We start from the raw sequence: 26667 nt of genomic DNA on the forward strand, positions 1-26667 counted from the left end.
GGAGGCGCACCATCCACCGACTGGCCCACAATGACCCGGTGAACGACCTCGCTCTGCTCCTCACCCCCGAAGGCCGCGCCCTCCTCGACGAGGTGCGCGACACCGAGCCCGCGCAGGAGCTGGCCGTGGCCACCCGGCTGCGCCGCGACCACCCGGCCGAGCTGGTCTCGGCCGCGCTCGGCCAGGCCCGGCTGCGGCAGCGGGCGGTGGCGAAGTTCGGGGCCGCGGACGCCGGGCGGATGTTCTTCACCCCGAACGGGGTCGAGCAGTCGACACGGACCAGCGTGGCGACGTACCGGGCCCGGCGGCTGAAGGAGCTGGGCGTCACCTCGGTGGCCGACCTGTGCTGCGGCATCGGCGGGGACGCGCTCGCGCTGGCGCGCGAAGGGATCCGGGTGCTGGCCGTGGACCGGGACCCCGCGACGGCGGCGACGGCGCGGGCGAACGCGGAGGCGCTGGGACTGGCCGGGCTGATCGAGGTGCGGGAGGCCGACGTCACGGAGGTGGACACGGCCGGGTACGACGCGGTGTTCGTGGACCCGGCGCGGCGGGGCGGACGCGGCAGGGTCTTCGACCCGGAGGCCTACTCGCCGCCGCTGTCCTGGGCGGTCGAGGCCGCGCTGCGGGCGCCCCGCGCCGCGCTGAAGATCGCCCCGGGCATCCCGCACGAGACGGTCCCGGCCGAGGCCGAGGCCGAGTGGATCTCCGACGGCGGCGATGTGAAGGAGGCGGTGCTGTGGTTCGGGACCGGGGCGCCGGGCGCCGTGCGGGCCACACTGCTGCCGGGCCCGCGCACGCTGCTCGGCCGGGGGCTGCCCGATCCCGGCGTACGGCCGGTGGGGCGGTACCTGTACGAGCCGGACGGCGCCGTCATCCGCGCGCACCTGGTCGCGGAGGTCGCCGAGGAGACCGGCGGCGGGCTGGTGGACCCGACCATCGCGTACGTCACCGCCGACGAGCTGCGGCCCACCCCGTACGCCACCGCCTACGAGATCACCGACCGCATGCCGTTCAACGTCAAGAAGCTGAAGGCCCTGCTGCGCGAGCGCGAGGTCGGCATGCTGACGGTGAAGAAGCGCGGCTCGGCGGTCGAGCCGGAGGAGCTGCGCCGGAAGGTCAAGCCGCAGGGGCCGAACGCGGCCACCGTCTTCCTCACCCGGGTGGCGGGGGCGCCGACGATGCTGATCGGAGGTCCGGCCCCGGCACCGACGGGACCGTCCGCGCCCGCCTGAGCAGCAGTTCCCGCTCCTTGTCGTTGCGGGCCAGACCCGCCGCCCGGACGAACTCCGCGCGGGCCTCGGCGGTGCGGCCGAGGCGGGCCAGCAGATCGCCGCGGACGCTGGGCAGCAGGTGGTAGTCGCGCAGCGCGGGGGTGTCGGCCACGGCGTCGGCCAGTTCCAGGCCCGCCGCCGGGCCCTCGGCCATCGACACGGCGACCGCGCGGTTCAGCTCCACCACCGGGGACGGCGCGCGGACGGCCAGCAGCCCGTAGAGGGTGGCGATGGCACGCCAGTCGGTCTCCTCGTACGTGTACGCGTGCGCGTGGCAGGCGGCGATGGCCGCCTGGAGGGCGTACGGGCCCGGAGGGCCGGCCGCGGTCGCCTCGGCGCGTTCCAGGGCGCGGACCCCGCGCGCGATGAGCATGCGGTTCCAGCGGCGCCGGTTCTGGTCCTTCAGGAGCACCGGCGTGCCGTCGGGGCCGGTGCGGGCGGCGGCGCGCGACGTCTGGAACTCCAGCAGCGCGGTCAGGCCGTGCACCTCGGGCTCCTCGGGCATCAGCGCGGACAGCACACGGGCCAGCCGCAGCGCGTCCTCGCACAGGCCGGGACGCAGCCAGTCGTCGCCGGCGGTGGCCGCGTACCCCTCGTTGAAGATCAGGTAGATGACGTCCAGCACGGAACCGAGGCGGGCCTCGCGGTCGGGCCCGTACGGCACCTCGAAGGCGACGTTCCGCGTCGCCAGGGTGCGTTTGGCGCGGACGATGCGCTGGGCGATCGTGGGCTCCGGGACCAGGTGGGCGCGGGCGATCTCGGCCGTGGTCAGGCCGCCGAGCAGACGCAGGGTGAGCGCGGTGCGGGCCTGCGGGGACAGCACGGGGTGGCAGGTGGTGAAGACCAGCCGGAGCAGGTCGTCGTCGATGTCGTCCGGGTCGGCGGGCTCCTGCGGCGGGGCCGCCGTCTCCAGGTCCCGGCCGATCTCGGCGAGCTTGCGGGCGTAGGTCTCGCGGCGCCGGACCAGGTCGACGGCCCGGTGCCGGGCGGTGGCCATGAGCCAGGCACCCGGGTTGTCGGGCACTCCCTCCCGGGGCCACCGCTCCAGGGCGGCGACCAGGGCGTCCTGCGCCAGTTCCTCGGCGATGCCGACGTCCCGGACGATCCGGGCGACGCCGGCGATCACGCGGGGCGACTGAAGGCGGAAGACGGTCTCGATCGCGTGTGCCGCGGTGGGCTGTGGTGTCACAGCCCACCATGCAACACCCCCGGGGCGCCCGAGGCCAGGAATCAGCCCTCCGCGATCTCCCGGACCTCACAGGTGACGGTCCAGAACTCCTCGTGGACCTGGAGGAACCGCTTGGTCCACTCCAGGGCCTCGGCCTTGTCCTTGCACTGCATGAGGGCGTAGCCGCCGATGACCTCCTTGGTCTCGGTGAACGGACCGTCGGTGACGGAGATCTTCCCGCCCTCCCAGTGCACCCGGGTGCCCTGGGCGGACGGCAGCAGGCCGGCGGTGTCGAGCATGACACCGGCCTTGGTGACCTCCTCGATCAGCTCGCCCATCCGCTGCATCAGCTCCTCGCTGGGGCCCTCGGCGGGGGCGGCGGACTCGTCGATGCGCACGAGCGACAGATAACGGGGCATGGTGACTCCTTCGGCGGGGGCGGCGGGGCCGTTCCCCGCCACTCACCCATGCGTCGAACGGGAGGCGGCCGGATCGACACGCTCGCGAAAAAATTTCCGGGATTTTTTTCCGGGGCCGGCCGCTACTTCAGCTCGAACCCGAACGACGCCTTCGTGTACGGCGCCCCGACCGCCCTGCCGCCGAAGACGAGGGCGGCGTCCGTGGTGAGGCCCGCCGGGCGTCCGCGCAGCACCCACACCGCTCCGTTGCCGCCGTCCTCGCCGGGGGCGGCGGCGGCCAGGTCGGCGTGGCCGTTGCCGTTGACGTCGAGCAGCCGGACGACGTACCCGAAGGAGTCGTACTGCTCGGCGGTGCCGGGGACACCCTTGGTGTTCTGGCCGAACGCCTGGGCGCCGGCGCCGGTCAGCCCGGAGCGGCTGCCGCGCAGCACGTCGACCACGCCCTCGCCGTTCTCGTCGGGCGCGCCGACCGCCACGTCGTCGATGCCGTCGCCGGTGATGTCCCCGACCGCGATCGACTGGCCGAACTTGTCGGTCGACTCCCGGCTGCCGGGGACGCCGGGCGTGTCCTGCGTGAACTGCTTCCAGCCGCTCTGGCCGCCCAGCCCGGCCGCGTTGCCGTACATCACCCAGATCGCGTTGTCGTCCTGGAACCCGGTGACGAGGTCGTCGTAACCGTCGCCGTCGAGGTCGCCGATGGCCGCCGCGCCGTCGCCGCCCGGGTGGTAGTCGGTGACGGGGGTCAGGCCGGCGGGGCCGCTCAGGTAGAGGCGGCTGCAGTTGTTGCCCTCGCCGCAGTAGCCGGTCAGCACCAGGTCGGCGCGGCCGTCGCGGTTGATGTCACCGGTGTCCCCGTCGCGGATGTCGATGTATTGGAGGTGGTCGGGGTCGAGCGGGGTCCGGGCGGCCGGGGTGCCGGTGCGCTCGAGGGGGCCCTTCCAGATCGTGGCGGTGGTGCCGGCCGGGTCGTCGCCCCCGCCGAAGCCCGCCTGGAACAGGGCGAGGTCGAGTCGCCCGTCGCCGTCGAAGTCGGCGGTCTGGGTGTCGGTGGCCGGGACCGGCGTGCCGCCGGACAGTCCGTGCGGGCCACCCCACACCACGACCGCGCCGTCCCGCGACGACGTGCCGCCGACGACGAGGTCCGCGTAGCCGTCACCGTCCAGGTCGCCCTTGGAGATCTGCAGTCCGAAGCCCTGTCCCTTGGCGGGGGCGCCGGGGACGCCGGCGGTGGCCCGGCTGAGGGTCGTGCGGTGGCCGGTGGACAGGCCGTGCGGGCCGCCGTACATCACGGTGACGTAGCCGGCTCTGGCCTGGCCGCCGACCGTGCCGTTGGGGGCTCCTACCGCCAGGTCCGCGTACCCGTCGCCGTTGAAGTCGTCACGGACGGGTGCGTGCTTCGGCGGGGCGGCCGACGCGGCCGGGACGGCGAGGCCGAGAGCGGTCAGACCCAGCGTCAGCGGCAGTGCCCAACGAGCGTGGGAACGAGAGCGGGACAACGGAAAACCCCCTGGTGTACAGCTGTTCGGTCGTCGCAGGAGACCCGCGGACCGTCCGGAGGGTTGTACGGATCAGCGCAGGGACGTCCACAGCCGGCTCGCCTCGGGCTCCTCGGCGATCACCCGGTTGGGGTCGGAGGGGGCCGTGACGACGGGCATGGTGACCGTCTTCACCCGGTCGGCGGTCAGGCCCTTCAGGCTCCGGCCGAGGCTCGTCAGCTCGCTCAGGGAGTCCAGCCCGGTGTCGGTGGTCAGGCTCGCGGTGACGGCGTCGGCGACCCGGTACAGCTTGGCCGGGTCGGTGAGCAGGCTGGTGGCCGCCATCTGCTCCAGCAGCGCCTTGACCAGCGTCTGCTGGAGCCCTATGCGGCCCAGATCGCTGCCGTCGCCTATGCCGTGCCGGGTGCGGGCGAGGGCCAGGGCCTGCTTGCCGTCGAGATGGTGGGCGCCGGCCTTCAGATGGAGGTGGCTCTGGTCGTCGTCGATGTCCTGGCCGGTGGTGACGTCGACCCCGCCGAGCGCGTCGACCAGCTCGGCGAAGCCCGCGAAGTCGATCTCCAGGTAGTGGTCCATGCGGACGCCGGTGAGCGACTCGACGGTCTTCACCGCGCACACCGGACCGCCCACCGAGTAGGCGCTGTTGAACATGGCGCCGTACGCCGCCGCCGTGGCACCACCGGAGGCGAGCGGGCAGGACGGGCGGGTGACGAGCGTGTCGCGCGGGATGCTGACCACGGTGGCCCGGGTCCGGCCCGCGTCGAGGTGCACGACCATCGCGGTGTCGGAGCGGGCGCCGGAGCTGTCGCCGCCGCCCAGCTCCCGGTTGGCCGAGCCGCTGCGCGAGTCCGAGCCGAGGACCAGGAGGTTCAGGGAACCGGTGGGCAGGGGGTCGGCGTCCGCCGAGGCGGCCGTGGCCGGGGTGGTCACCGCCCGGGCGGGCCGGTCGTCGCCGAGCGCGCTGTTGATGTCGACACTTCTGATGTTGTGGTCCAGATGCCAGTACACCCAGCCGGCCGCCGCCGTGCCCAGCACCAGGGCGCCCGCCAGGGTGAGGCCGACGATCCTCAGCGCTCCCGGCCGCCGGGCCGCCCCTCTGCCCGCGTCGTCCTGCTCCTCGTGTCGCGTCACGACAGGAACGTAAGTCCGAATTATTAGCGGACTGTTAGCGGAAGCCGTGCACGTCGGTTTTCTTGGGAAATTCTCATCCAGGCGCCACCGTCACCACGTCACTTTCCGGCCACCGCCGGCGCGGCCGTGCTCGACCGCACCACCAGACTGGTCGCCAGCTCCACCCGGCTCGCCGCCCGCTCCTCCCGCGCCTGCCCCAGCTCCAGCACCAGCCGGGCCGCGGCCTCGGCCATCTCGGTCAGCGGCTGCCGTACGGTCGTCAGCGGCGGCCCCACCCAGCGGGCCACCGGCAGGTCGTCGAAGCCGACCACGCTGAGGTCCTCCGGAATGCGCAGCCCCAGTTCCCGGGCGGCCTCGTACAGGCCGAGCGCCTGCAGGTCGTTGCCCGCGAAGACGGCGGTGGGCCGGTCCGGGCGGCGCAGCAGCTCCAGGCCCAGGCGGTAGCCGGCGTCGTGGTGGAAGTCGCCGGCCAGCACGAGCGTGGGGTCGACGGGCAGGCCGGCCGTCTCCAGGGCCGCCCGGTAGCCGTCGACGCGGGCCCGGCTGCACATCATCCGGGACGGGCCGCTGATCGCGCCGATCCGGGTGTGGCCCCGTTCCACCAGGTGGCGGGTGGCGGCGAGACCGCCCTGCCAGTTGGTGGCGCCGATGGACGGCACGTCCGGGCCGGGGTCACCGGCCGGGTCCATCACCACGAACGGGATGGACCGGCTGGTCAGCAGCGCCCGCTGGGACTCGTCGAGCCCGGACAGCACCAGCACCACGCCGTGCGGGCGGCGGGCGGCGACCTGGTCGGCCCAGGTCCGGCCGGGGGTGAGCCGGCCGGCCGACTCGGACAGGACCACGCTCAGCCCGGCCTGCCGGGCCACGTTCTCCACGCCCCGGATGACCTCCAGCGCCCAGGCGCTCTCCAGTTCGTGGAAGACCAGGTCGATCAGCGGCGAGCGGGAGGCCTCGGCACGGCGGCGCCGGTAGCCGTGGGCGCGCAGCAACTCCTCGACGCGGGTGCGGGTCGCGGGGGCGACATCGGCCCGGCCGTTGAGGACCTTCGAAACAGTCGGTGCGGAGACCCCGGCCTCGCGGGCGATCTCGGCGAGGGTCGCCGTCTGTGTCTCTGCGGTCTTCGAAGGCTTCATGCCCGGGATCGTATCCCCGCGGTGCCTCTTGGCGAAGGACTTGTCACGCCTTGAGCCTTCGGAACATTCGATGAGTCATGCGAAACTTTCGCCCACCTGCCGGGGCAGGGTCGGCTCGGCGGCGGCCGCGATCTTCTCGACGCCGTGGCGGGGGCCGCGTCCGCGCGCCCGAACCGCTGGTCGGCCGGGTCGCGCAAGCGCGGGGCGGAGCGGAAGCCGGGGCAGGGGACCGGGCAGACGAGAACACCCCGCCTCCGGGATTCCGGAGACGGGGTGTCGAGTTGAGCGCCGGGCAGGCCTTGCACCTGCATCTCCCCGCAGGAAGCGGGACGTCTTTCCTTGGACCACCAACGCACTGCGTCCGGGCCGTTGTTCCGGCCGTTCGCTGTGTGATGATCTTAGCGCAGTCCGGGCCGTTCCCTCAACCTCACCCTTCGGCGACCGCCTCGAACCGCCACCGGTGCACGGCCCGGGTCACCAACTCGGCTTCCGGCTCGGGCAGTTCGGGGAGGGGCGCGTCGTACGGGGCGTCCCACCAGGTGATGACCAGGACCCGGTCCCCCGGTGCGCGGAAGGTCTCGCGGCGCGACGGCCCGGGATCGAGCGGCTGTTCGCGGACCCAGGCCAGCAGGTCCGCGCCCCGGCCCTCGGCCGCCCGGGCCTCCCACATCAGGGCGACGGTCACGAGTACAGGTTCTCCTCGCCGACCTCGTGCACGTGGTCGTGGGCCGGGACGTGCGGGTCGGTCACCGGCAGGGAGGAGTCGGCCGACAGGTCCCAGCCGGAGGCGGCCCGGTTGCGGGCGACCATCTCGGCGCCGAGCGCGGCGACCATCGCGCCGTTGTCCGTGCACAGCTTGGGGCGCGGCACGCGCAGCCGGATGCCGGCCGCCTCGCAGCGCTCCTGGGCGAGGGCGCGCAGCCGGGAGTTGGCCGCGACCCCGCCGCCGATCATCAGATGGTCCACGCCCTCGTCCTTGCAGGCGCGGACGGCCTTGCGGGTCAGCACGTCGACCACGGCCTCCTGGAAGGAGGCGGCCACGTCGCGGACCGGGACCTCCTCGCCCGCCGCCCGCTTGGCCTCGATCCAGCGGGCCACGGCCGTCTTCAGACCGGAGAAGGAGAAGTCGTACGCCGGGTCGCGCGGGCCGGTCAGTCCGCGCGGGAAGGCGATCGCCCGCGGGTCGCCCTCCTTGGCGTACCGGTCGATGACGGGGCCGCCGGGGAAGCCCAGGTTCAGCACGCGGGCGATCTTGTCGAACGCCTCACCGGCCGCGTCGTCGATGGTCGCGCCCATCGGGCGGACGTCGGAGGTGATGTCCGAGGACAGCAGCAGCGAGGAGTGGCCGCCCGAGACCAGCAGGGCCATCGTCGGCTCGGGCAGCGGGCCGTGCTCCAGCTGGTCCACGCAGATGTGGGAGGCGAGGTGGTTGACGCCGTACAGGGGCTTTCCGAGGGCGTAGGCGTACGCCTTGGCCGCCGAGACGCCGACCAGCAGGGCGCCCGCGAGGCCGGGGCCCGCGGTGACCGCGATGCCGTCCAGGTCCTTCGCCGAGACGCCCGCCTCCTTCAGCGCCCGGTCGATGGTGGGGACCATCGCCTCCAGGTGCGCCCGGGAGGCCACCTCCGGCACGACACCGCCGAAGCGGGCGTGCTCGTCGACGCTGGAGGCGACGGCGTCCGCCAGCAGGGTGGTGCCGCGGACGATGCCGACGCCGGTCTCGTCACAGGAGGTCTCGATGCCGAGGACGAGGGGTTCGTCAGTCATTGATATCGGTTCCTTGTGCTGATGAGGAACCCGCGGCGAAGCCGCTGCCGGATTCCGTGGTCAGGCGCATCACCAGGGCGTCCACATTGCCCGGCTGGTAGTAGCCGCGCCTGAAGCCGATGGGGGCGAAGCCGAAGCGCTCGTAGAGCTTCTGGGCACGGATGTTGTCGACCCGGCATTCGAGCATCACCTCGTGGCACTCGAACGCGGTCGCCGCACGCAGCAGCTCGGTGAGCAGGCGGGCGCCGAGCCCGGTGCCCTGCAGGCCGCGGGCGACGGCGATGGTCTGGATGTCGCCCAGGTCGCCGGAGGCGGCCAGGCCCGCGTAGCCGACGACCCGGCCGTCGGCGGATTCGGCGACGAGGTAGCGCCGGGTGGCCTCGGAGCCCCGGGCGTGGGCCAGTTCGGACCAGAACATGCCCCGGGACCAGGCGTCCTCGGGGAACAGGTCCTTCTCCAGTTCCAGGACGGGGTCGATGTCCCACCAGCGCATCTCGCGCAGTCGTGGGGGTGCCGGCTGAGTCACTTGGGGGTGACCACCTTGTAGTTCTTGGGGACCTGGGCGTCCGGGCGGCGCAGGTAGAGCGGCCGGGGCGCGGACAGTTCCTCGCCCGCGGCCAGTTTCCGCGCGGCGAGCGAGGCCAGGGCGGCGGCGGACACGTGCTCGGGCTCGTGGGCGCTCGGGAACGTGTCCGGGTAGAGCAGCGCACCCGCGCCGACCGCCGGCAGTCCGGCGACCCGTTCGGCGATGTCGGCCGGGCGGTCGACGGCCGGGTCGGTCAGCCGGGTCCGGGAGTCGGCGTAGGTGGCCCAGTAGACCTCCTTGCGCCGGGCGTCGGTCGCCACGACGAAGGGGCCCTTCTCGATGTCGGCGGCGTAGGCCAGGCCGTCCAGCGTGCACAGGCCGTACACCGGGACGCCGAGCGCGAGGCCGAAGGTGTCGGCGGTCATCAGGCCGACGCGCAGGCCGGTGTAGGGGCCGGGCCCGGTGCCGACGACGATGCCGGTGACGGCCTCCAGCTTCAGCCCGGCCTCGGCGAGGACCCGGTCGACGGCCGGCAGCAGCAGCTCTCCGTGCCGGCGCGCGTCCACCTGGCTCGACGAGGCGATGACGTCCGTGCCGTCGTGCAGCGCGACGGTGACGGCGGGTGTTGCGGTATCCAGAGCGAGCAAGAGCACGCGAACAGCCTACGGCGCCCGCGGCGCGCGCACGGCCGTCCGGGGCGGATCGTCACCGACTGCTACGGTCAGTACGAATACGACATATGGCGCGAGGCAGAGGTGAGCGGACATGGCAGGGACCAGCTCGGGCATCGTCGCCGGTCTCACCGCCGCAGCCCTGGGAACAGTCGGTTTCCTCGCCTACCGGGCCCAGGCGACCGTGCCGGTGAGCCTGGTCGGCGGCCCCGCGGCCAGCGCGTCCGCCGCGGCCCCCGCGACGAAGGCCCCCCGGGACCGGCAGCACCCCACCGCCCTGCCGAGCGGCTCCGGAACGGGTGAACGGGTCGTGTACTCGGTGGACGACGACCGGATCTGGCTGGTCTCCCCCGCGAACCTGGTGCAGCGCACCTTCACCGTGCGGCCGGGCAGCGTCGACCCGGCGCCGGGCATGTACTGGGTCACGTCCCGGTCCAACACGGCCACCGGCACCGACGGTCTCCCCGTCGAGCACGTGGTGCGGTTCACCAGCGTGGAGGGGGTGGCGATCGGGTTCAGCGCGGCGGTGAACAGCGGCTCGGGCATGATGGCCGACCCGAGCGTGAAGACGGGCGGCATCCGGGAGAGCCGGGCCGACGGGGACGCGATGTGGAGCTTCGCGACGATCGGCGTGCCGGTGGTCGTCATCCGCTGAGCCCGCGCGGGCCCGGGTCCTCGTGGGGCCGCGCTCAGGCCGCTTCGGGCCGGTCCGCGGCCGGTTCGGGGAGGTTCTCCGGCTCCGGGTCCCGCGGCGGCCGGGAGACCGCGTCCGCCGCCGCGCACGACGCCAGCAGGTCGCGCATGGACACCCCCGCGGGCACGGCGGGCCGGGGCTGCTGCGGGGGTCGCACTGCGGTCATGGACGCCTCCTGAGGTGCGGGGGCGGGCGTAGTAAGGCACACCTAACTACGGGCTGGCTACCATGTCACCACGCCCGGGACGTCCTGCGCAATATGTTGCCGACGGTCTGTCGGAACGTTCTCGCGTCCTCAGCCGGACAGCGTCTCCAGGCCGGCGTCGGACCACCGCTCCCCCAGGCCGGTCACGATCACGTGCCGCACCTCGTCGACGCCCGGGGCCTCGGGGGTGTCCCCCGATGACGCGGTGCCGACGGTCCGGTGGATGACGACCTGGAGCCGGTCCTCGGTCAGCTCCTCGACCTTGCCCTCGCCCCACTCCACGACGATCACCGAGTCGGGCAGCGAGACGTCGAGGTCCAGGTCCTCCATCTCGTCCAGGCCGCCGCCGAGCCGGTAGGCGTCGACGTGCACCAGGGGCGGGCCGCCACCGAGGGACGGGTGCACGCGGGCGATCACGAAGGTCGGCGAGGTGACCGCGCCACGCACGCCCAGGCCCTCGCCGAGCCCGCGGGTCAGCGTGGTCTTGCCCGCGCCGAGCTCCCCGCTGAGCATCACCAGGTCGCCCGCGCGCAGCAGCTTGGCCAGCCGGCGGCCCAGCTCCCGCATCTGTTCGGGCGTGGTGATCGTCAGCCGGATCTCAGCGGCCTCGTGCGGTGCTGCTGGTGCTGCTGGTCGTTCCATAGCCACTTACGGTAGCCCCTGCGGGCACCGCACCCGCGCGGGTGAGCAGGTCGGCGAGGCGGTCGGTGACCACTTCCGGGTGCTCCAGCATCACCAGGTGCCCGGCGTCCGGCACCAGCACCAGCTCGGCCTCGGGCAGCAGGTCGGCGATGGCCTCGCTGTGCTCGCTGGGCGTGACCAGGTCCCGGACGCCGGCCAGCACGAGCACCGGCATGTCCTGGAAGCAGGCGAGCGCCTCGGTCTTGTCGTGGTCGGTGAAGGCCGGGTAGAACTCGGCGACCACGTCGATCGGGGTGGACTCGATCATCCGCTCGGCGAACCGTTCCACCGCCGGGTCCACGTCCCGTCCCGCGAACGAGTACCGCTTGATGACCCCGGCGAACAGCTCTGCGGTGGCCCGGCGCCCCTTCTCCACCAGCTCCGCCTGCTGCCCGAGCGCCTTCAGCACTCCGGGGAGGATCCGGCGCACCGCGTTGACGCCGGCCACCGGCAGCCCGAAGTTGACCTCGCCGAGCCGCCCGGAGGAGGTGCCGACGAGGGCGGTGGCGACGACCCGGTCCCGGATCAGCTCCGGGTACTGGGCGGCGAGGGCCATGACGGTCATCCCGCCCATCGAGTGACCGACCAGCACCAGGGGCCCGTCCGGCGCGGCGGCGTCGAGCACGGCCTTCAGATCACGGCCGAGCTGGTCGATGGTGACCGGCTCCCGGTCCCGGGTCTGCGCCACGCCCCGCCCGGACCGGCCGTGGCTGCGCTGGTCCCAGTGCACGGTCCGCACGACCCCGCGCAGGGCCGCCCGCTGGAAGTGCCAGGAGTCCTGGCTCAGGCAGTAGCCGTGACAGAAGACGACGGTGACCGGGGCGGGAGCCTTGCGGCCGAAGAGCCGGCGCCGGCGGGGCGAGACGTTCGGCCCGAGGTCGGGCTCGGCCTCGTCGACCTCGTAGTACAGCTCGGTGCCGTCGTCGGCGTACGCCTTGCCCGGGGTGCCGCGCAGGGTGCCGTACGGGCCCGCGGAGTCCAGCGCCAGGCGGGCCTTGCGGCGCACCCCGCGCCCCACCGTCATCCGCTCGATGGCGACGCCCGCCGCCGCGCCCGCGGCGAGCACGCCTATCGCGGCGCCGGCGATGCCGGTCGCCTTGCGCCAGCTCCCGGCCGTCGCCCCCGCGGCGGAGGCGGCGGCCGCCGAGGCGACGAGGTCCGCCACGGCCTCCGCGCTGCTCTCGCTCACGTACCGCTCCTCTTCGCCGTACTGCAGTTCGCCTGGGTGGGTGAAACGGATGGTGCCGATGGTGCCGTCGGTGCCGTCGCGCGACCGGTGTGACCACTGATCCGGGTTGCCGCTCCCGGACGGGTTACCCGACCTGGTGCCCGTTCACAGGGACGCATTCACATAGACGCGGGGAACGCGCGTTCCGATGCGCGTGACGATCTCGTAGGCGATCGTGCCGGAGGCCTGCGCCCAGTCCTCGGCGGTGGGTTCGCCGCGGTCGCCGGGCCCGAACAGCACGGCCTCGCTGCCCACCGGGGGCTCGTCGCCGCACAGGTCCACCACGAACTGGTCCATGGCGACCCGCCCGGCGACCGTCCGCCACTTGCCGTCGACCAGCACCGGGCCGGTGCCCGAGGCGTGCCGCGGGATGCCGTCCGCGTAGCCGACCGGCACGAGGCCGAGGGTGGTCTCGCCGGGGGTGGTGTAGTGATGGCCGTAGCTGACGCCGTGTCCGCCCGGGGCGCGCTTGACGAGGGCCAGCGAGGCGCTGAGCGTCATCACCGGGCGCAGCCCGAAGTCCGCCGGGGTGCCGACCTCCGGGCTGGGCGAGATGCCGTACATGGCGATGCCCGTGCGGACCAGGTCGAAGTGGGTCTCGGGCAGGGTGAGGGTGGCCGGGGAGTTGGCGATGTGCCGCACCTCGGGCCGCACGCCCTGTCCTTCGGCGTGACCCACCATCTCCCGGAACCGGTCGAGCTGGGCGTCGACGGAGGGGTGTCCCGGCTCGTCGGCGCACGCGAAGTGCGACCACAGGCCGGTGACGCGGACCAGCCCCTCGGCCTCGGCGCGCAGGGCCTCGCCGACCAGTTCGGTCCAGTCCGCGCCGGGCAGGCAGCCGTTGCGGCCGAGCCCGGTGTCGGCCTTGAGCTGCACGCGCGCGACCCGGCCGGCCTCGCGGGCGGCGGCGGTGACCTCGCGCAGCGCCCACAGGCCGCTCAGCGACACGTCGATGTCGGCCTCGATCGCCTGCCGCCAGGGGCCGCCCGGCACCCACAGCCAGCACAGCACGGGCCCGGGCAGGCCGGCCGCGCGCAGCGCGAGGGCCTCCTCGGGCGTGGCCGTGCCGAGCCAGTTCGCGCCCGCCTCCAGGGCGGCGCGGGCACAGGGCACCGCTCCGTGGCCGTATGCGTCGGACTTGACGACGGCCATCACGGCGGCGCTCTGCGCCCGGGCGCGCAGGGCCCGGACATTGGCGCGCAGGGCGCCCAGATCGATCTCGGCGCGGGCGCGCAGGGCGGCGGTCGGCACAGCTGCTGTCTCAGTCATGGCGCCCCCAGTCTCTCAGAGGCCGCGGACGGGCTCCGGCTACGGGGCGTATCGGTCTCGCGGGGGGGGCGGCCGACCTCCTCCGGCCGCGGGACCGTCGTGGCTTGTCGCGCAGTTCCCCGCGCCCCCTGCGGGGCGCCACCCTCACGTGAGTGTCGAGCTAAGCCGGGGCTGCACGGGAGCCGCGAGGGGTCTTCGGCCGCCCGGCCGTCGTGACTTGTCGCGCAGTTCCCCGCGCCCCCTGCGGGCGCCACCCTCACGTGAGTGTCGAGCTAAGCCGGAACTGCGCGAGAGACACGAGCGGTCTTCGGCTGCGGGACCGTCGTGGCTTGTCGCGCAGTTCCCCGCGCCCCCTGCGGGGCGCCGTGTCGGGTGGGGGTGGTTCGGCGTGGGACGCACGGGCGGGCTTCGGTCGGGGGGTGTCGGTCAGTCGCGTACGTCTCGCCATGCCTGGGGGATGTGTGCGGCGATGTCATGCGCGCCCGTCGGTGCGCCCTCGGCCGCGAAGCGGCCCGCGAGGCCGTGGAGGTACGCCGCGGCGCTTCCCGCGTCCACCGCCCCCAGCCCCGCCGCCAACAGGGACCCCGCCAGCCCGGACAGCACGTCCCCGCTGCCGGCCGTGGCCAGCCACGGCGTCCCCGTGGCGTTGACCCGCACCGCCTCGCCGCCGGAACCGGCGACCAGTGTCGTCGAGCCCTTCAGCAGCACCGTCGCCCGGTACACCGCCGCCAGCTCCCGCGCCGCGGCCAGCCGGGCCCCCTCGACCTCCTCCCGCCGCACGCCGAGCAGCGCGGCGGCCTCGCCCGCGTGCGGAGTCATCAGCGTCGGCGCCGTACGCCGCCGTACCGTGTCCCGTTCGGCCAGCCGCAGCCCGTCCGCGTCCAGCAGCACCGGGACGTCCGCCTCCAGCACCTCGGCCACGGTCGCCGCGTCGTCCCCGGCCCCCGGTCCCACCACCCAGGACTGCACCCGCCCGGCCTTCGCGGGCCCGGCGTCGGAGACGAGGGTCTCCGGAAAGCGCGCGATGACCGCCTGCCCGGCCGGTCCGACGTACCGCACGGCCCCGGCGCCGCCCCGCAACGCCCCGGACACGGCCAGCACGGCGGCCCCCGGATACCGCGCCGAGCCCGCGGCGATCCCGACGACCCCCCGCCGGTACTTGTCGCTCTCCGCCGCCGGTGCCGGCAGCAGCCGGGCCACGTCGGCGTGTTGCAGGGACTCCAGCTCGGCGTCGGCGGGCGGCGGCTCCAATCCGATGTCCACGAAGCGCACGACCCCGGCGTACTCCCTCGCGGGATCCACCAGCAGTCCGGGCTTGTAGGCGCCGAAGACGACGGTCAGGTCGGCCGGGAGCGCGGCCCCCCGCACCTCTCCGGTGTCCGCGTCGACGCCGCTGGGCAGGTCGACGGCGACGACGGCGGCCCGGGACCGGGCCACCACCCCGGCGAGCCGCTCGGCGTCCGGCCGCAGCCCGCCCTTGCCGCCGATCCCGACGATCCCGTCCATGACCAGGTCGGCCCGCAGGATCAGTTCCTCGGCGAGGCCGTCGAAGCCGGCGGAGTCCGCCGCGGCGACCGCGCCGCCCGCCCGCCGCAGGGCGGCGAGTCCTCCGCCGTGGGCCCGTTCGGGCGTCAGCAGCAGGGCCGTCACCCCGGCACCGCGCCGGGCCAGCCGGGCCCCCGCGTACAGGGCGTCCCCGCCGTTGTCCCCGCTGCCGACCAGCAGCACCACCCGGCTGCCGTACACCCGCCCGAGCAGTTCGGCGCAGGCGGCGGCCAGCCCGGCGGCGGCCCGCTGCATCAGCGCCCCCTCCGGCAGCCGCGCCATCAGCGCCCGCTCGGCCGCTCTTACCGTCTCCACGCTGTACGCAGTACGCATGGCACCGAGTCTGCCCCGGAACCCCCTCGGTCCACACCCGCGCCGCCGCTCCGGTCAGCCCTCGGCGACCACCACGGCCGAGGCGACGCCCGCGTCATGACTGAGCGACACGTGCCAGGTCTGCACGCCCAGTTCGGCGGCCCGCGCGGCCACCGTCCCCTGCACCCGCAGCCGCGGCTGCCCGGTGTCCTCCACGTACACCTCGGCATCGGTCCACTGCAGCCCTGGCGGTGCCCCCAGCGCCTTCGCCAGCGCCTCCTTGGCGGCGAACCGGGCCGCCAGCGAGGCGATGCCCCGCCGGTCCCCGCTGGGCAGCAGCAGTTCCCGCTCCACGAACAGCCGGTCGGCGAGCCCCGGTGTCCGCTCCAGGGACGCCCGGAACCGGTCGATCTCGGCGACGTCGATGCCCACCCCGATGATGCTCATGCCGAGCACCCTACGACCCCGGTGACGGGGGATCCGACGACACCACGTCACCTACGCTTCGCGCATGACCTCTTCGCGCGCCTACCTCTGCGACCTCTTCTCCCTCGACGGCCGTGTCGCCCTGGTGACCGGGGGAAGTTCCGGTATCGGGCGGGCCGTCGCGGGGGCGCTGGCGCGGGCCGGCGCGCAGGTGGTGATCGTGGCCCGGCGGCCGGAGGAACTGCAGGCCACCGTGGCGGAGTTGACGGCCGAGGGCTGCCGTGCGGCCTGGGTCAGCGGCGATCTGGGGACGCGCGAGGGCGTGCGCGCCGCGGCCGAGGAGGCCGCCGGGGTGTTCGGGGAGCCCGACATCCTCGTCAACTCCGCCGGGATCAATCTGCGGCCCCCCATGGACGAACTGGACGAGGAGGTGTGGGACACCACCATGGCGGTGAACCTGGAGGCCCCCTTCCTGCTGGGCCGGCGGTTCGGGCCCGGCATGGCCGAGCGGGGCTTCGGCCGGATCATCCACATCACCTCCCAGCAGGCGCACCGGGCGTTCGTGCAGAGCGGCGCGTACGGCGTCTCGAAGGGCGCGCTGGAGTCACTGGCCCGCTCCCAGGCCGAGGCCTGGTCGCCGTACGGGGTCACCTGCAACACCCTGGTGCCGGGTTTCGTGATGACCCCGCTCAACGCGCGGCTGTCGTCCGACGCCGAGAAGGTGGCGGCGCTGGCCGCGCGCACCATGACCGGCCGCAACGGGCTGGCGGAGGACTTCGCGGGCGCGGCCGTCTTCCTCGCCGGCCGCGCCTCCGCCTACGTCACCGGTCAGTCGATCTTCGTCGACGGCGGCTTCTCCGTGCACTGAACGGGCCCGCGCCCGCGCCCGCTCCGGCTCCTCCTGCGGCTGCGGCTGCGGCTCCGGCTGCGGCTCCGGCTCCGGCTCCGGCTCCGGCTCCGGCTCCGGCTGCTACTCCACGGTGACCGACTTCGCCAGGTTCCGCGGCTGGTCCACCTCGTTGCCGCGGGCGGTGGCCAGCTCGCAGGCGAAGACCTGGAGCGGGACCGTGGCCACCAGGGGCTGGAGCAGGGTGGGCGTGGCCGGGATGCGGATGAGGTGGTCGGCGTACGGGACGACCGCCTCGTCGCCCTCCTCCGCGATCACGATCGTGCGTGCCCCGCGCGCGCGGATCTCCTGGATGTTGGAGACGATCTTGTCGTGCAGGACGGACCGGCCGCGCGGGGACGGCACGACCACGACCACCGGCAGGTCCTCCTCGATCAGCGCGATCGGACCGTGCTTCAGCTCGCCCGCGGCGAAGCCCTCGGCGTGCATGTACGCCAGTTCCTTCAGCTTGAGCGCGCCTTCCAGGGCCACCGGGTAGCCCACGTGCCGGCCGAGGAACAGCACCGTGTTCTTCGACGCCAGCGTCCGCGCCAGCGCCCGCACCGGCTCCATGGTCTCCAGGACCCGCTCGACCTCCACCGAGATCCGGGACAGGTCCTTGATGACCGCCTGGATCTCGTCGCCCCACTTGGTGCCCCGCACCTGCCCCAGGTACAGGGCGACCAGGTAGCAGGCGACCAGCTGGGTGAGGAACGCCTTGGTCGAGGCGACGGCGACCTCGGGGCCCGCGTGCGTGTACAGCACGGCGTCCGACTCACGGGGGATCGTCGAGCCGTTGGTGTTGCAGATCGCCAGCACCTTGGAGCCCTGCTCGCGGGCGTGCCGCAGCGCCATCAGGGTGTCCATGGTCTCGCCGGACTGGGAGATGGCGATCACCAGCGACTGTCCGTCGAGGATCGGGTCGCGGTAGCGGAACTCGCTGGCCAGCTCCACCTCGCAGGGGATCCGGGTCCAGTGCTCGATGGCGTACTTGGCGATCAGGCCGGCGTGGAAGGCGGTGCCGCAGGCGACGATGACGACCTTGTCGATCTCGCGCAGCTCGGAGGCGCTGATCCGGACCTCGTCCAGGGTGAGCGAGCCGGACGGGTCGATGCGGCCGAGCAGGGTGTCGGCGACCGCCTTGGGCTGCTCGGCGATCTCCTTGAGCATGAAGTAGTCGTACCCGTCCTTCTCGGCCGCGGACGCGTCCCAGTCCACGTGGTACGAACGGACCTCGGCCGGACGGCCGTCGAAGCCCGTCACCGTGACACCGTCCCGGCGCAGCTCCACCACCTGGTCCTGGCCCAGCTCGATCGCGGACCGCGTGTGGGCGATGAACGCGGCCACGTCGGAGGCCAGGAACGCCTCGCCCTCGCCGACGCCCACCACCAGCGGCGAGTTCCGGCGGGCGCCGACCACCACGTCCGGCGCGTCGGCGTGCACCGCGACCAGCGTGAACGCGCCCTCCAGCCGCCGGCACACCAACCGCATCGCCTCGGCGAGGTCGGCGCAGGAGGAGAACTCCTCGGCCAGCAGGTGGGCGACCACCTCCGTGTCCGTCTCGGAGCGCAACGCGTGCCCGCGTTCGGCGAGTTCCGCGCGGAGCACCGCGAAGTTCTCGATGATGCCGTTGTGGACGACCGCGACCCGGCCCGCGTTGTCCAGGTGCGGGTGCGCGTTGGTGTCCGTGGGAGCGCCGTGCGTGGCCCAGCGGGTGTGTCCGATGCCGGTCGAGCCCGTCGGCAGCGGCCGCTCCACCAGTTCCTTCTCCAGGTTGACCAGCTTCCCGGCCTTCTTGGCGGCGGCCAGCCCGCCGTCCGCCAGCACGGCGACGCCCGCCGAGTCGTACCCCCGGTACTCCAGCCGCTTCAGCCCGGCCATCACCACATCGAGCGCCGACTGCGACCCCACGTATCCCACGATTCCGCACATGAGCGGCAGCCTACGGGCCGAAGTCGATCGAAAAGAGCTTCCGTCTGCCCGAAATCGGAAATTCCCACCGTCGTACGCAGGCCCCTCGACGACCGGAACGCACGCGTGACGGACCCCACCCACCGTCGCGTTCAAACTCCGTTAACAATGGACTGTGATCTCACCGGTCTCCTCGATGCCCCGGAGCGCCCACCGGCACAGGCCGGAGGCGACTCCCTACGTCGACCTCACCCGTGCCGAGTGGAGCGCGCTGCGCGACAAGACTCCGCTGCCGCTCACCGCCGAGGAGGTGGAGAAGCTCCGCGGCCTCGGCGACGTCATCGACCTGGACGAGGTGCGGGACATCTACCTCCCGCTCTCCCGGCTCCTCAACCTCTACGTCGGCGCCACGGACGGCCTCCGCGGCGCGCTGAACACCTTCCTCGGCGAAAAGGGCTCCCAGTCCGGCACCCCGTTCGTCATAGGGGTCGCCGGTTCCGTGGCCGTGGGCAAGTCCACCGTGGCCCGTCTCCTGCAGGCCCTGCTCTCCCGCTGGCCCGAGCATCCGCGCGTGGAGCTGGTCACGACGGACGGCTTCCTGCTGCCCACCCGGGAGTTGGAGGCCCGCGGCCTGATGTCGCGGAAGGGGTTCCCCGAGTCCTTCGACCGCCGGGCCCTCACCCGTTTCGTCGCCGACGTCAAGGCCGGCAAGGAGGAGGTGACGGCCCCCGTCTACTCCCACCTCATCTACGACATCGTGGCGGACCGCACACTCACCGTCCGCCGCCCGGACGTCCTGATCGTGGAGGGCCTGAACGTCCTGCAGCCCGCCCTGCCCGGCAAGGACGGCCGCACCCGGGTCGGTCTCGCCGACTACTTCGACTTCAGCGTGTACGTCGACGCGGGCACCGACGACATCGAGCGCTGGTACCTCAACCGCTTCAAGAAGCTGCGCCAGACGGCCTTCCAGAACCCGTCCTCGTACTTCCGCAAGTACACCCAGGTCTCCGAGGAGGAGGCACTCGACTACGCCCGCATGCTCTGGCGGACGATCAACAAGCCGAACCTGGTGGAGAACATCGCCCCCACCCGCGGCCGGGCCACCCTCATCCTCCGCAAGGGCCCGGACCACAAGGTCCAGCGCCTGCGGTTGCGCAAGCTGTGACGTGCTCATGAACGCCTGTTAGAAAGGCGTCATGCTTCATCTGCGCCTGATCACTCCCGCCGCCAGGACGGACGAGGTGGTGCGGCTGATCGAGAAGACGGTCGGCACCGCCCACCTCGTCGTGCTGCCGGGGGCGGCCCGCAATCCCGTCGGGGACGTCGTCCTGTGCGATGTCGCACGCGAGGCGGGCGACGGACTCATCGGCGAGCTGCGCCGGCTGGGACTGGACGAGACCGGCTCGATCGCCGTGGACGACATCGGCCTGTCGTTGTCCCGGCGCGCCGACAAGGCCGAGGCCGAGGCGCCGGGCGAAGGCGCGGACGCCGTTCTCTGGGAGGGCCTGACCGAGGCCACCCACGAGGAGTCGACCCTGTCGGTCACCTACCTCGCCTTCATCACCCTGGCCACGATGATCGCGGCCTGCGGTGTCGTCCTGGACAACGCGATCCTCATCGTGGGCGCGATGGCGGTGGGACCGGAGTTCGGACCGCTGGCCGGCCTGTGCACGGCCCTGGTCCGGCGGCGTCCGAACCTCGCGCTGCGCGCACTGATCGCCCTGCTCGCCGGGTTCGCCGTGGCGATGGCGGTGACGGTCGGCTTCACCGTGTTCATGGACGGCATCGACCTCTTCCACCGCTCCGACCTGGAGGGCAGGCGTCCCAACACGGCCTTCGTGTACGCCCCCGACGCCTTCTCGTTCATCGTGGCGGTCCTGGCCGGCATCGCCGGCACCCTGTCCCTGACCTCCGCGAAGTCGGGCGCGCTGGTCGGTGTGGCCATCTCGGTGACCACGGTGCCGGCCGCCGCCAACGCGGCCGTGGCCCTGGCCTACGGCGACACCGACCAGACGGCCGGCTCGACCTACCAGCTCCTGCTGAACCTGCTGGGCATCGTGCTGGCCGGCACCCTCACGCTCCTGGCCCAGAAGTGGTTCTGGGCCAGGCACAGGAAGCGGACGGCGGTGTCCTAGCTAGCCCAGCGCGGACTTCACGGCATCGGCCAGCCGGCCGGCGACCGACCGGGCCTGCTCGATGTCGGCGGCCTCCACCATGACCCGGACCAGGGGCTCGGTCCCGGAGGGACGCAGCAGCACCCGCCCGGTCTCCCCCAGCTCCCGCTCGGCCTCGGCGACGGCGGTGGCGAGGTCGGCCGACGTGCCCACGCGCGACCTGTCCACGTCCGGCACGTTGACCAGCACCTGCGGCAGCCGCTCCATGACGGAGGCCAGCTCGCGCAGCGTACGGCCGGTCTGCGCGACCCGGGCCGCCAGCAGCAGGCCGGTCAGCGTGCCGTCACCGGTCGTCGCGTGATCGAGGACGATGACGTGCCCGGACTGCTCGCCGCCGAGGGCGTAGCCGTGCTCCTTCATCTCCTCCAGGACGTACCGGTCGCCGACGGCGGTCTGGACGAGCCGGATGCCCTCGCGCTCCATCGCCAGCTTGAAGCCGAGGTTGGACATCACCGTGGCGACGACCGTGTCGGCCCGCAGCTCGGAGCGCTCGCGCAGGGCCAGCGCGAGCACGGCGAGGATCTGGTCGCCGTCGACCTCCTCGCCGGTGTGGTCCACGGCCAGGCAGCGGTCGGCGTCGCCGTCGTGCGCGATGCCGAAGTCGGCGCCGTGCTCGACGACCATGGCCTTCAGCTTGCCCAGGTGGGTCGAGCCGCAGCCGTCGTTGATGTTGAGCCCGTCCGGCTCGGCACCGATCGTCACGACCTGGGCCCCCGCGCGGGTGAACGCCTCCGGCGAGACCCCCGAGGCCGCGCCGTGCGCTTCGTCCAGGACGATCTTCAGACCGTCGAGCCGGTTGGGCAGCACCGCCAGCAGGTGGGCGACGTACTGCTCGAAGCCCTCGTCGTACGACCGCACGCGGCCGACTCCGGCGCCCGTCGGACGCTCCCAGGGCTCGCCGTGCCGGTGCGACTCGTACACCGCCTCGATCTTGTCCTCCAGCTCGTCGGCGAGCTTGTGGCCGCCGCGGGCGAAGAACTTGATGCCGTTGTCCGGCATGGCGTTGTGGCTGGCGGACAGCATGACGCCCAGGTCGGCGCCGAGCGCACCGGTCAGGTGCGCCACCGCGGGCGTCGGCAGTACACCGACGCGCAGGACGTCCACGCCCGCGCTGGCCAGCCCGGCCACCACCGCGGCCTCCAGGAACTCCCCGGACGCGCGCGGGTCCCGTCCGACCACCGCCGTCGGCTTGTGGCCCTCGAAGGTGCCCGCCTCGGCCAGCACGTGCGCCGCGGCGACGGAGAGGCCGAGCGCCAACTCGGCCGTCAGATCCCCGTTGGCGACACCGCGCACGCCGTCCGTGCCGAAGAGTCGTCCCACTTGTCCTCCTGAGGAAGCGTCCTTGCTGCCATGCATGGTGACAGACGCCTGGTCATCCGATCACACCAGCCTTTGAGCGTCTTGTGTCGTTATACGCCCTTGGCCGGGATAAACGAACGCCCCGACGGCACATGTGGCGTGCCGCCGGGGCGTTCGGAGTACGAGCAGGCAGCTGCTGTTTAGCGCTTGCTGTACTGCGGAGCCTTGCGGGCCTTCTTCAGACCGGCCTTCTTGCGCTCGACCGCACGGTCGTCGCGCTTGAGGAAGCCGGCCTTCTTCAGCGGGCCGCGGTTGTTGTCGACGTCGGCCTCGTTCAGCGCGCGGGCGACACCGAGACGGAGCGCACCGGCCTGGCCGGAGACACCGCCACCGGCGATGCGGGCGACCACGTCGTAGCGGCCTTCCAGCTCGAGCACCTTGAAGGGCTCGTTGACTTCCTGCTGGTGCACCTTGTTCGGGAAGTAGTCCTCGAGGGTGCGACCGTTGATCTTCCACTTGCCGGTGCCCGGGACGATCCGGACGCGGGCGATGGCGTTCTTGCGGCGGCCCAGGCCGGCGGCCGGCTGGGGCTCGCCGAAGCGGGAGGCCAGGGACTCCGAGGTGTACTCGCCCTCGACGGGGACCTCGGACTCGGTGGTGTAGCTGTCGATGTCAAGCTCTTCGAGCGGCTGCTCGGCAGTGGTCTCGGCCACGATTCTCCTCAGATTCTCTTCAGTCTTAGGGGGTGGCCGGACTTACTGCGCGACCTGGGTGATCTCGAACGGCACCGGCTGCTGGGCAGCGTGCGGGTGCTGGTCACCCTTGTAGACCTTCAGCTTCGAGAGCATCTGACGGCCAAGGGAGTTCTTGGGGAGCATGCCCTTGACGGCCTTCTCGATGGCCTTCTCGGGGTTCTTGTCGAGCAGCTCGTCGTAACGGACGGAGCGCAGACCACCCGGGTAGCCGGAGTGGCGGTACGCCATCTTCTGGGTCCGCTTGTTGCCGGACAGGTGCACCTTGTCGGCGTTGATGACGATGACGAAGTCACCAGCGTCGACGTGCGGCGCGTAGATCGGCTTGTGCTTGCCCCGCAGGAGGGTCGCAGCGGTGGTGGCGAGACGACCCAGGACAACGTCCTGAGCGTCGATGACGTGCCACTGGCGCGTCACATCGCCGGGCTTGGGGCTGTACGTACGCACGGTTCGTAGCCTTCGCTTCGAGTGAATGGTCCTGAACAGGTCACCGAAACGATCACGACAGCCTTGACCGCACTGCGGTGACGCAAACCGCGTGCTGATCGCTGGTCATCGGCCCGGTGGACCGGTGTAAGGGCCCGTCCCGTGAGAATGAGCAAGCCAATACACAACGAAGAAGCAGGTTACCTGGGCGCCCCGGGACGGGTCAAAACGAGGCAGGCCGACAGACGGACCCCGCACCACCGGCCCCCCGTCTAAGATGCGCCCCATGAGTTACGGGCAGGGGGGACCCCAGTCTCAGTGGGATCCCTGGAAACCGAATTCCCAGCAACCGTGGAACGGCGCAGCCGACGACGGTTCTCCGGACTGGGCAGCGCTCGCCGAGCAATCGGAGACGCGCAACAAGCGCCGCAAGCTGCTGTTCATAGCCGGCGGCGCGCTGGCCACGGTCGCGATCGGCACGGCCGTGGCCATGGCCGTCGTGTCCGCGAACGACGGCGACCCGGAGGCGGGCCCCGGCAATCTGCCCGCCAGCGCCTCCATCCCGGGGTCCGGCGGCGCGACGCCGTCCTTCGCACCGACCAGTGCCCCGCCGCCGCTGGATCCCAAGGACTTCATCTCCAGCGCCAAGAAGGACACCGCCCCGCTCAGCGCCGACACCCTCTTCCCGGGCAAGCAGCTGACCATGGGCGACACGGTGTACAAGAAGGGCGCCACGGCGGACACCTCGAACTGCGCCTCCGTGACCGGCGGCACCCTGCCCTCGATCCTCACCGCCAACGACTGCACCCGCCTGATCCGGGTGAGCTACGTCGACGGCAAGGGTGACATCGCGGTCACCATCGGTGTCGCGGTCTTCGACGACGCGGCCCGCGCCTCGAAGGTCAAGGCCCAGGCGGTCGGCAAGAAGAACCTCGTGCAGGCCCTGCCCGGCAAGGGCATCAAGGGCTTCTGCGACGCCGCGGTCTGCCGCACCACCACGAACGCCTACGGCCGCTACGCCTACTTCACCACCGGCGGCTTCACCAACGGCAAGGACGTCACGGACAAGAGCACCGACGTCTTCGCCGTCGGCAACGATCTGGCCCAGTTCACCGTGAACCAGATCCACCGCCGCGGACAGGCCCAGGCCTCTGCCGCCGCCAACCGGTAGCGAACCGGCACCGCAGCAGCCGCAGCCTCGGCCGGCCTAGTGCCGCTTCAGCCGCAGCCGCAGCGGTACCACGGCCGACTCCAGCTGGGTGCGCAGCGTCATCTTGGAGACACCCTCGGTCCGCTCGGTGAAGCGGATCGGGATCTCCACGGCCCGGTGCCCGGCCCGTACGGCCTTGTACTTCAGCTCCACCTGGAAGCTGTAGCCGGCGCTGTCCAGCGTCGACAGGTCCACCTCGCGCAGGGTCTCGGCCGACCACAGGTTGAAGCCGGCCGTGATGTCCTGGATGTGCGTGCCGAGGACGGCGCGCGCGTACCGGTTGGCGAAGCGGGACAGCAGCACCCGGTGCGCGCCCCACTGCTCGTCCAGCGAGCCGCCCTCCACGTACCGGCTGCCGACCACCAGACCGGCTCCGGAGTCCTGGGCCGCCTCCAGCATGCGGGGCACGGCCTCCACCGGATGGCTGCCGTCGGCGTCCATCTGGACGACGTACGCGGCGCCCTCCGCCAGCGCGGCGGACATCCCCGCCGTGTACGCCCGCCCCAGCCCGTCCTTCTCGGTGCGGTGCAGCACGCTCATGCGGTCCCGGCCGTCGCTGTTGTACTTCTCGGCCAGCTCCTCGGCGATCCGCCCGGTGCCGTCCGGGCTGGAGTCGTCGACGATCTTCAGATGGAGCCCGTCCAGCGGCAGTCCGAGCACGGCCTCCGCCATACCCGGCAGGTTCGCCGCCTCGTTGTACGTCGGCATCACCACGGTGACCCGGATCTCGCCGTGCGTCATCACTGCTCCTCATCCACGGGTGCCAGCCGGCCCAGCGCCCGGAACCGCCAGCCGGCCGCGGCCCAGCGGTCGGCGTCGAGTGTCCCGCGGCCGTCCACGACGCGCGGCCGGGCCGCCAGCGTCGCGGCCCGTCCCGGATCGATCTCCCGGAACTGCGGCCACTCGGTCAGATGCAGCACCAGGTCCGCCCCGCGCAGCGCGTCCTCGGCGGTCAGCGCGTAACCGAGCAGCGGGAACGCCTTGCGGGCGTTGTCCATGGCCTCGGGGTCGTACACGGTGACATCGGCGCCCTCCAGCCGCAGCCGGGCCGCCACGCCCAGCGCGGGCGAGTCGCGGATGTCGTCGGAGCCGGGCTTGAAGGCGGCGCCGAGGACGGCGACCCGGACCCCGAGCACGTCTCCCCCGCACAGCTCGCGGGCCAGCTCGACCACCCGGTCCCGGCGCCGCATGTTGATCGCGTCCACGTCGCGCAGGAAGGCCAGCGAGACGCCCAGCTCCTCGGCGCGGTGCGCGAACGCGCGGATGTCCTTGGGCAGGCAGCCGCCGCCGAAGCCGATCCCGGCGCGCAGGAACTTCGGCCCGATCCGGTCGTCGTGGCCGAGCGCCTCGGCGAGGGTGCGCACGTCGCCGCCGGCCGCCTCGCAGACCTCGGCCATCGCGTTGATGAAGGAGATCTTGGTGGCGAGGAAGGCGTTGGCGGCCGTCTTGACCAGCTCGGCGGTCGGGAAGTCCGCAGTGACGAGCGGGGTGCCGGCGGCCAGGACCGGGGCGTACACGGCGCGGAGGAGGGCTTCGGCGCGGTCCGTGGCCACGCCGAACACCAGCCGGTCCGGGCGCAGGGTGTCCTCGACCGCGAAGCCCTCGCGCAGGAACTCGGGGTTCCAGGCGATCTCCACGTCGTGCGCGCGGGCCAGCCGCCCGGCCGTCCCGACCGGCACGGTCGACTTGCCGACGACCAGCGCGTCGGGGGCCGCGTGTGCGGCCAGCGCGGCGAAGGCCGCGTCGACATGGGTCAGGTCGGCGGCGCCGGAGTCCGCGCGCTGCGGGGTGCCGACGCACACGAAGTGCACCTCGCCGAAGGCCCCGGCCTCCGCGTAGGAGGTGGTGAACCGCAGCCGGCCGCTCGCGGTGTGCTTCGCGATCAGCTCGGGCAGCCCCGGCTCGTGGAAGGGCACCCGGCCGGCGCCGAGCGCGGCGACCTTCTCGGGGTCGACGTCGACCCCGAGGACCTCGTGGCCCAGCTCCGCCATGCAGGCGGCATGGGTGGCACCGAGATAGCCGGTGCCGATGACGGTGAGCCGCATGGGGACGGCCTTTCTTGCTTCA

The 26667-nt window shown here is 72.9% G+C and carries 27 protein-coding genes; 6 read left to right on the top strand and 21 right to left on the bottom strand.

The window, feature by feature from the left end; genetic code table 11:
* The first annotated feature begins 38 nt into the window (after positions 1–38).
* On the top strand, positions 39–1232 hold the full coding sequence (locus ACZ7KF_RS25690; RefSeq protein WP_471079447.1) for a class I SAM-dependent methyltransferase: 1194 nt from the start codon (positions 39–41) through the stop codon (positions 1230–1232).
* On the opposite strand, the gene ACZ7KF_RS25695 is transcribed toward ACZ7KF_RS25690, so the two are convergent.
* The 9 genes from ACZ7KF_RS25695 to tsaB form a co-directional block, all read right to left on the bottom strand.
* Positions 1153–2460, bottom strand: coding sequence for an RNA polymerase sigma factor (locus tag ACZ7KF_RS25695; protein ID WP_471079449.1), 1308 nt, complete (start codon positions 2458–2460; stop codon positions 1153–1155). The genes ACZ7KF_RS25690 and ACZ7KF_RS25695 overlap by 80 nt on opposite strands.
* Positions 2461–2501: 41 nt before the next feature.
* On the bottom strand, positions 2502–2858 hold the full coding sequence (locus ACZ7KF_RS25700) for a YciI family protein (RefSeq protein ID WP_471079452.1): 357 nt from the start codon (positions 2856–2858) through the stop codon (positions 2502–2504).
* Between the two features lie 122 nt (positions 2859–2980).
* Positions 2981–4354 (bottom strand): FG-GAP-like repeat-containing protein, encoded by a 1374-nt coding sequence (locus ACZ7KF_RS25705; RefSeq protein WP_471079455.1) that lies wholly within the window; start codon positions 4352–4354, stop codon positions 2981–2983.
* Positions 4355–4426: 72 nt separating this feature from the next.
* Positions 4427–5482, bottom strand: a complete 1056-nt coding sequence (locus tag ACZ7KF_RS25710) for an LCP family protein (protein ID WP_471079457.1) — start codon at positions 5480–5482, stop codon at positions 4427–4429.
* A 98-nt stretch (positions 5483–5580) separates the two neighbouring features.
* Positions 5581–6618: a LacI family DNA-binding transcriptional regulator gene (locus ACZ7KF_RS25715; RefSeq protein WP_471079460.1), complete on the bottom strand. Its 1038-nt coding sequence runs from the start codon at positions 6616–6618 to the stop codon at positions 5581–5583.
* A gap of 427 nt (positions 6619–7045) precedes the next feature.
* Complete coding sequence (locus ACZ7KF_RS25720; RefSeq protein WP_471079463.1) at positions 7046–7303, bottom strand: hypothetical protein; 258 nt, start codon at positions 7301–7303, stop codon at positions 7046–7048.
* On the bottom strand, positions 7300–8385 hold the full coding sequence (gene tsaD, locus ACZ7KF_RS25725) for a tRNA (adenosine(37)-N6)-threonylcarbamoyltransferase complex transferase subunit TsaD (protein ID WP_471079466.1): 1086 nt from the start codon (positions 8383–8385) through the stop codon (positions 7300–7302). The genes ACZ7KF_RS25720 and tsaD overlap by 4 nt, the downstream gene beginning before the upstream one ends.
* A complete protein-coding gene (rimI, locus tag ACZ7KF_RS25730) occupies positions 8378–8878 on the bottom strand; it encodes a ribosomal protein S18-alanine N-acetyltransferase (RefSeq protein WP_471079648.1) in 501 nt (166 codons plus the stop codon). The genes tsaD and rimI overlap by 8 nt, the downstream gene beginning before the upstream one ends.
* A gap of 29 nt (positions 8879–8907) precedes the next feature.
* Positions 8908–9564 (bottom strand): tRNA (adenosine(37)-N6)-threonylcarbamoyltransferase complex dimerization subunit type 1 TsaB, encoded by a 657-nt coding sequence (gene tsaB, locus ACZ7KF_RS25735; RefSeq protein ID WP_471079469.1) that lies wholly within the window; start codon positions 9562–9564, stop codon positions 8908–8910.
* Between the two features lie 112 nt (positions 9565–9676).
* Here tsaB and ACZ7KF_RS25740 point away from each other — a divergent pair, with 112 nt between their 5' ends.
* Positions 9677–10237 carry a hypothetical protein gene (locus ACZ7KF_RS25740; RefSeq protein ID WP_471079471.1) on the top strand — a complete coding sequence of 187 codons (561 nt, stop codon included), beginning with the start codon at positions 9677–9679 and terminating at the stop codon, positions 10235–10237.
* A gap of 34 nt (positions 10238–10271) precedes the next feature.
* On the opposite strand, the gene ACZ7KF_RS25745 is transcribed toward ACZ7KF_RS25740, so the two are convergent.
* The 6 genes from ACZ7KF_RS25745 to ACZ7KF_RS25770 form a co-directional block, all read right to left on the bottom strand.
* Positions 10272–10442: a hypothetical protein gene (locus tag ACZ7KF_RS25745; protein WP_471079474.1), complete on the bottom strand. Its 171-nt coding sequence runs from the start codon at positions 10440–10442 to the stop codon at positions 10272–10274.
* Between the two features lie 129 nt (positions 10443–10571).
* Positions 10572–11123: a tRNA (adenosine(37)-N6)-threonylcarbamoyltransferase complex ATPase subunit type 1 TsaE gene (gene tsaE, locus ACZ7KF_RS25750; RefSeq protein WP_471079477.1), complete on the bottom strand. Its 552-nt coding sequence runs from the start codon at positions 11121–11123 to the stop codon at positions 10572–10574.
* Positions 11080–12351, bottom strand: a complete 1272-nt coding sequence (locus ACZ7KF_RS25755; protein ID WP_471079481.1) for an alpha/beta fold hydrolase — start codon at positions 12349–12351, stop codon at positions 11080–11082. The genes tsaE and ACZ7KF_RS25755 overlap by 44 nt, the downstream gene beginning before the upstream one ends.
* A 144-nt stretch (positions 12352–12495) precedes the next feature.
* Positions 12496–13659, bottom strand: coding sequence for an alanine racemase (gene alr, locus ACZ7KF_RS25760; RefSeq protein WP_471079484.1), 1164 nt, complete (start codon positions 13657–13659; stop codon positions 12496–12498).
* 426 nt (positions 13660–14085) lie between these two features.
* Positions 14086–15537, bottom strand: coding sequence for an NAD(P)H-hydrate dehydratase (locus ACZ7KF_RS25765; protein WP_471079487.1), 1452 nt, complete (start codon positions 15535–15537; stop codon positions 14086–14088).
* Between the two features lie 54 nt (positions 15538–15591).
* The gene (locus ACZ7KF_RS25770) at positions 15592–15963 is read right to left on the bottom strand and encodes a holo-ACP synthase (RefSeq protein WP_471079490.1); all 372 of its coding nucleotides are present in this window, start codon (positions 15961–15963) and stop codon (positions 15592–15594) included.
* Between the two features lie 64 nt (positions 15964–16027).
* Here ACZ7KF_RS25770 and ACZ7KF_RS25775 point away from each other — a divergent pair, with 64 nt between their 5' ends.
* Complete coding sequence (locus ACZ7KF_RS25775) at positions 16028–16810, top strand: SDR family NAD(P)-dependent oxidoreductase (protein ID WP_471079494.1); 783 nt, start codon at positions 16028–16030, stop codon at positions 16808–16810.
* A 102-nt stretch (positions 16811–16912) separates the two neighbouring features.
* On the opposite strand, the gene glmS is transcribed toward ACZ7KF_RS25775, so the two are convergent.
* Positions 16913–18760 carry a glutamine--fructose-6-phosphate transaminase (isomerizing) gene (glmS, locus tag ACZ7KF_RS25780; protein ID WP_471079497.1) on the bottom strand — a complete coding sequence of 616 codons (1848 nt, stop codon included), beginning with the start codon at positions 18758–18760 and terminating at the stop codon, positions 16913–16915.
* A 175-nt stretch (positions 18761–18935) separates the two neighbouring features.
* Here glmS and coaA point away from each other — a divergent pair, with 175 nt between their 5' ends.
* Both coaA and ACZ7KF_RS25790 read left to right on the top strand, forming a co-directional pair.
* Positions 18936–19904, top strand: coding sequence for a type I pantothenate kinase (gene coaA / locus ACZ7KF_RS25785; protein ID WP_471079651.1), 969 nt, complete (start codon positions 18936–18938; stop codon positions 19902–19904).
* 31 nt (positions 19905–19935) lie between these two features.
* Positions 19936–20874 (top strand): DUF389 domain-containing protein, encoded by a 939-nt coding sequence (locus ACZ7KF_RS25790; RefSeq protein ID WP_471079500.1) that lies wholly within the window; start codon positions 19936–19938, stop codon positions 20872–20874.
* Here the strand turns inward: ACZ7KF_RS25790 and glmM are convergent, their stop codons facing one another.
* From glmM to rplM, 3 genes are all read right to left on the bottom strand, one after another.
* On the bottom strand, positions 20875–22233 hold the full coding sequence (gene glmM / locus ACZ7KF_RS25795; protein WP_471079503.1) for a phosphoglucosamine mutase: 1359 nt from the start codon (positions 22231–22233) through the stop codon (positions 20875–20877).
* Between the two features lie 179 nt (positions 22234–22412).
* Positions 22413–22925, bottom strand: coding sequence for a 30S ribosomal protein S9 (gene rpsI, locus ACZ7KF_RS25800; RefSeq protein WP_019754544.1), 513 nt, complete (start codon positions 22923–22925; stop codon positions 22413–22415).
* A 42-nt stretch (positions 22926–22967) separates the two neighbouring features.
* A complete protein-coding gene (gene rplM, locus ACZ7KF_RS25805) occupies positions 22968–23411 on the bottom strand; it encodes a 50S ribosomal protein L13 (protein ID WP_143627871.1) in 444 nt (147 codons plus the stop codon).
* A 265-nt stretch (positions 23412–23676) separates the two neighbouring features.
* Between rplM and ACZ7KF_RS25810 the strand changes: the two genes are divergently transcribed.
* Positions 23677–24561 (top strand): hypothetical protein, encoded by an 885-nt coding sequence (locus tag ACZ7KF_RS25810; protein WP_471079508.1) that lies wholly within the window; start codon positions 23677–23679, stop codon positions 24559–24561.
* A gap of 36 nt (positions 24562–24597) precedes the next feature.
* Here ACZ7KF_RS25810 and ACZ7KF_RS25815 read toward each other — a convergent pair whose 3' ends face one another.
* Together ACZ7KF_RS25815 and ACZ7KF_RS25820 are read right to left on the bottom strand one after the other, a co-directional pair.
* Positions 24598–25341, bottom strand: coding sequence for a polyprenol monophosphomannose synthase (locus ACZ7KF_RS25815; protein ID WP_471079511.1), 744 nt, complete (start codon positions 25339–25341; stop codon positions 24598–24600).
* Entirely contained in the window at positions 25341–26645 is a 1305-nt protein-coding gene (locus ACZ7KF_RS25820; protein ID WP_471079513.1) for a UDP-glucose dehydrogenase family protein, read from the bottom strand. The genes ACZ7KF_RS25815 and ACZ7KF_RS25820 overlap by 1 nt, the downstream gene beginning before the upstream one ends.
* Positions 26646–26667: the final 22 nt, after the last annotated feature.

It is taken from the genome of Streptomyces sp. NPDC038200, assembly GCF_055600785.1.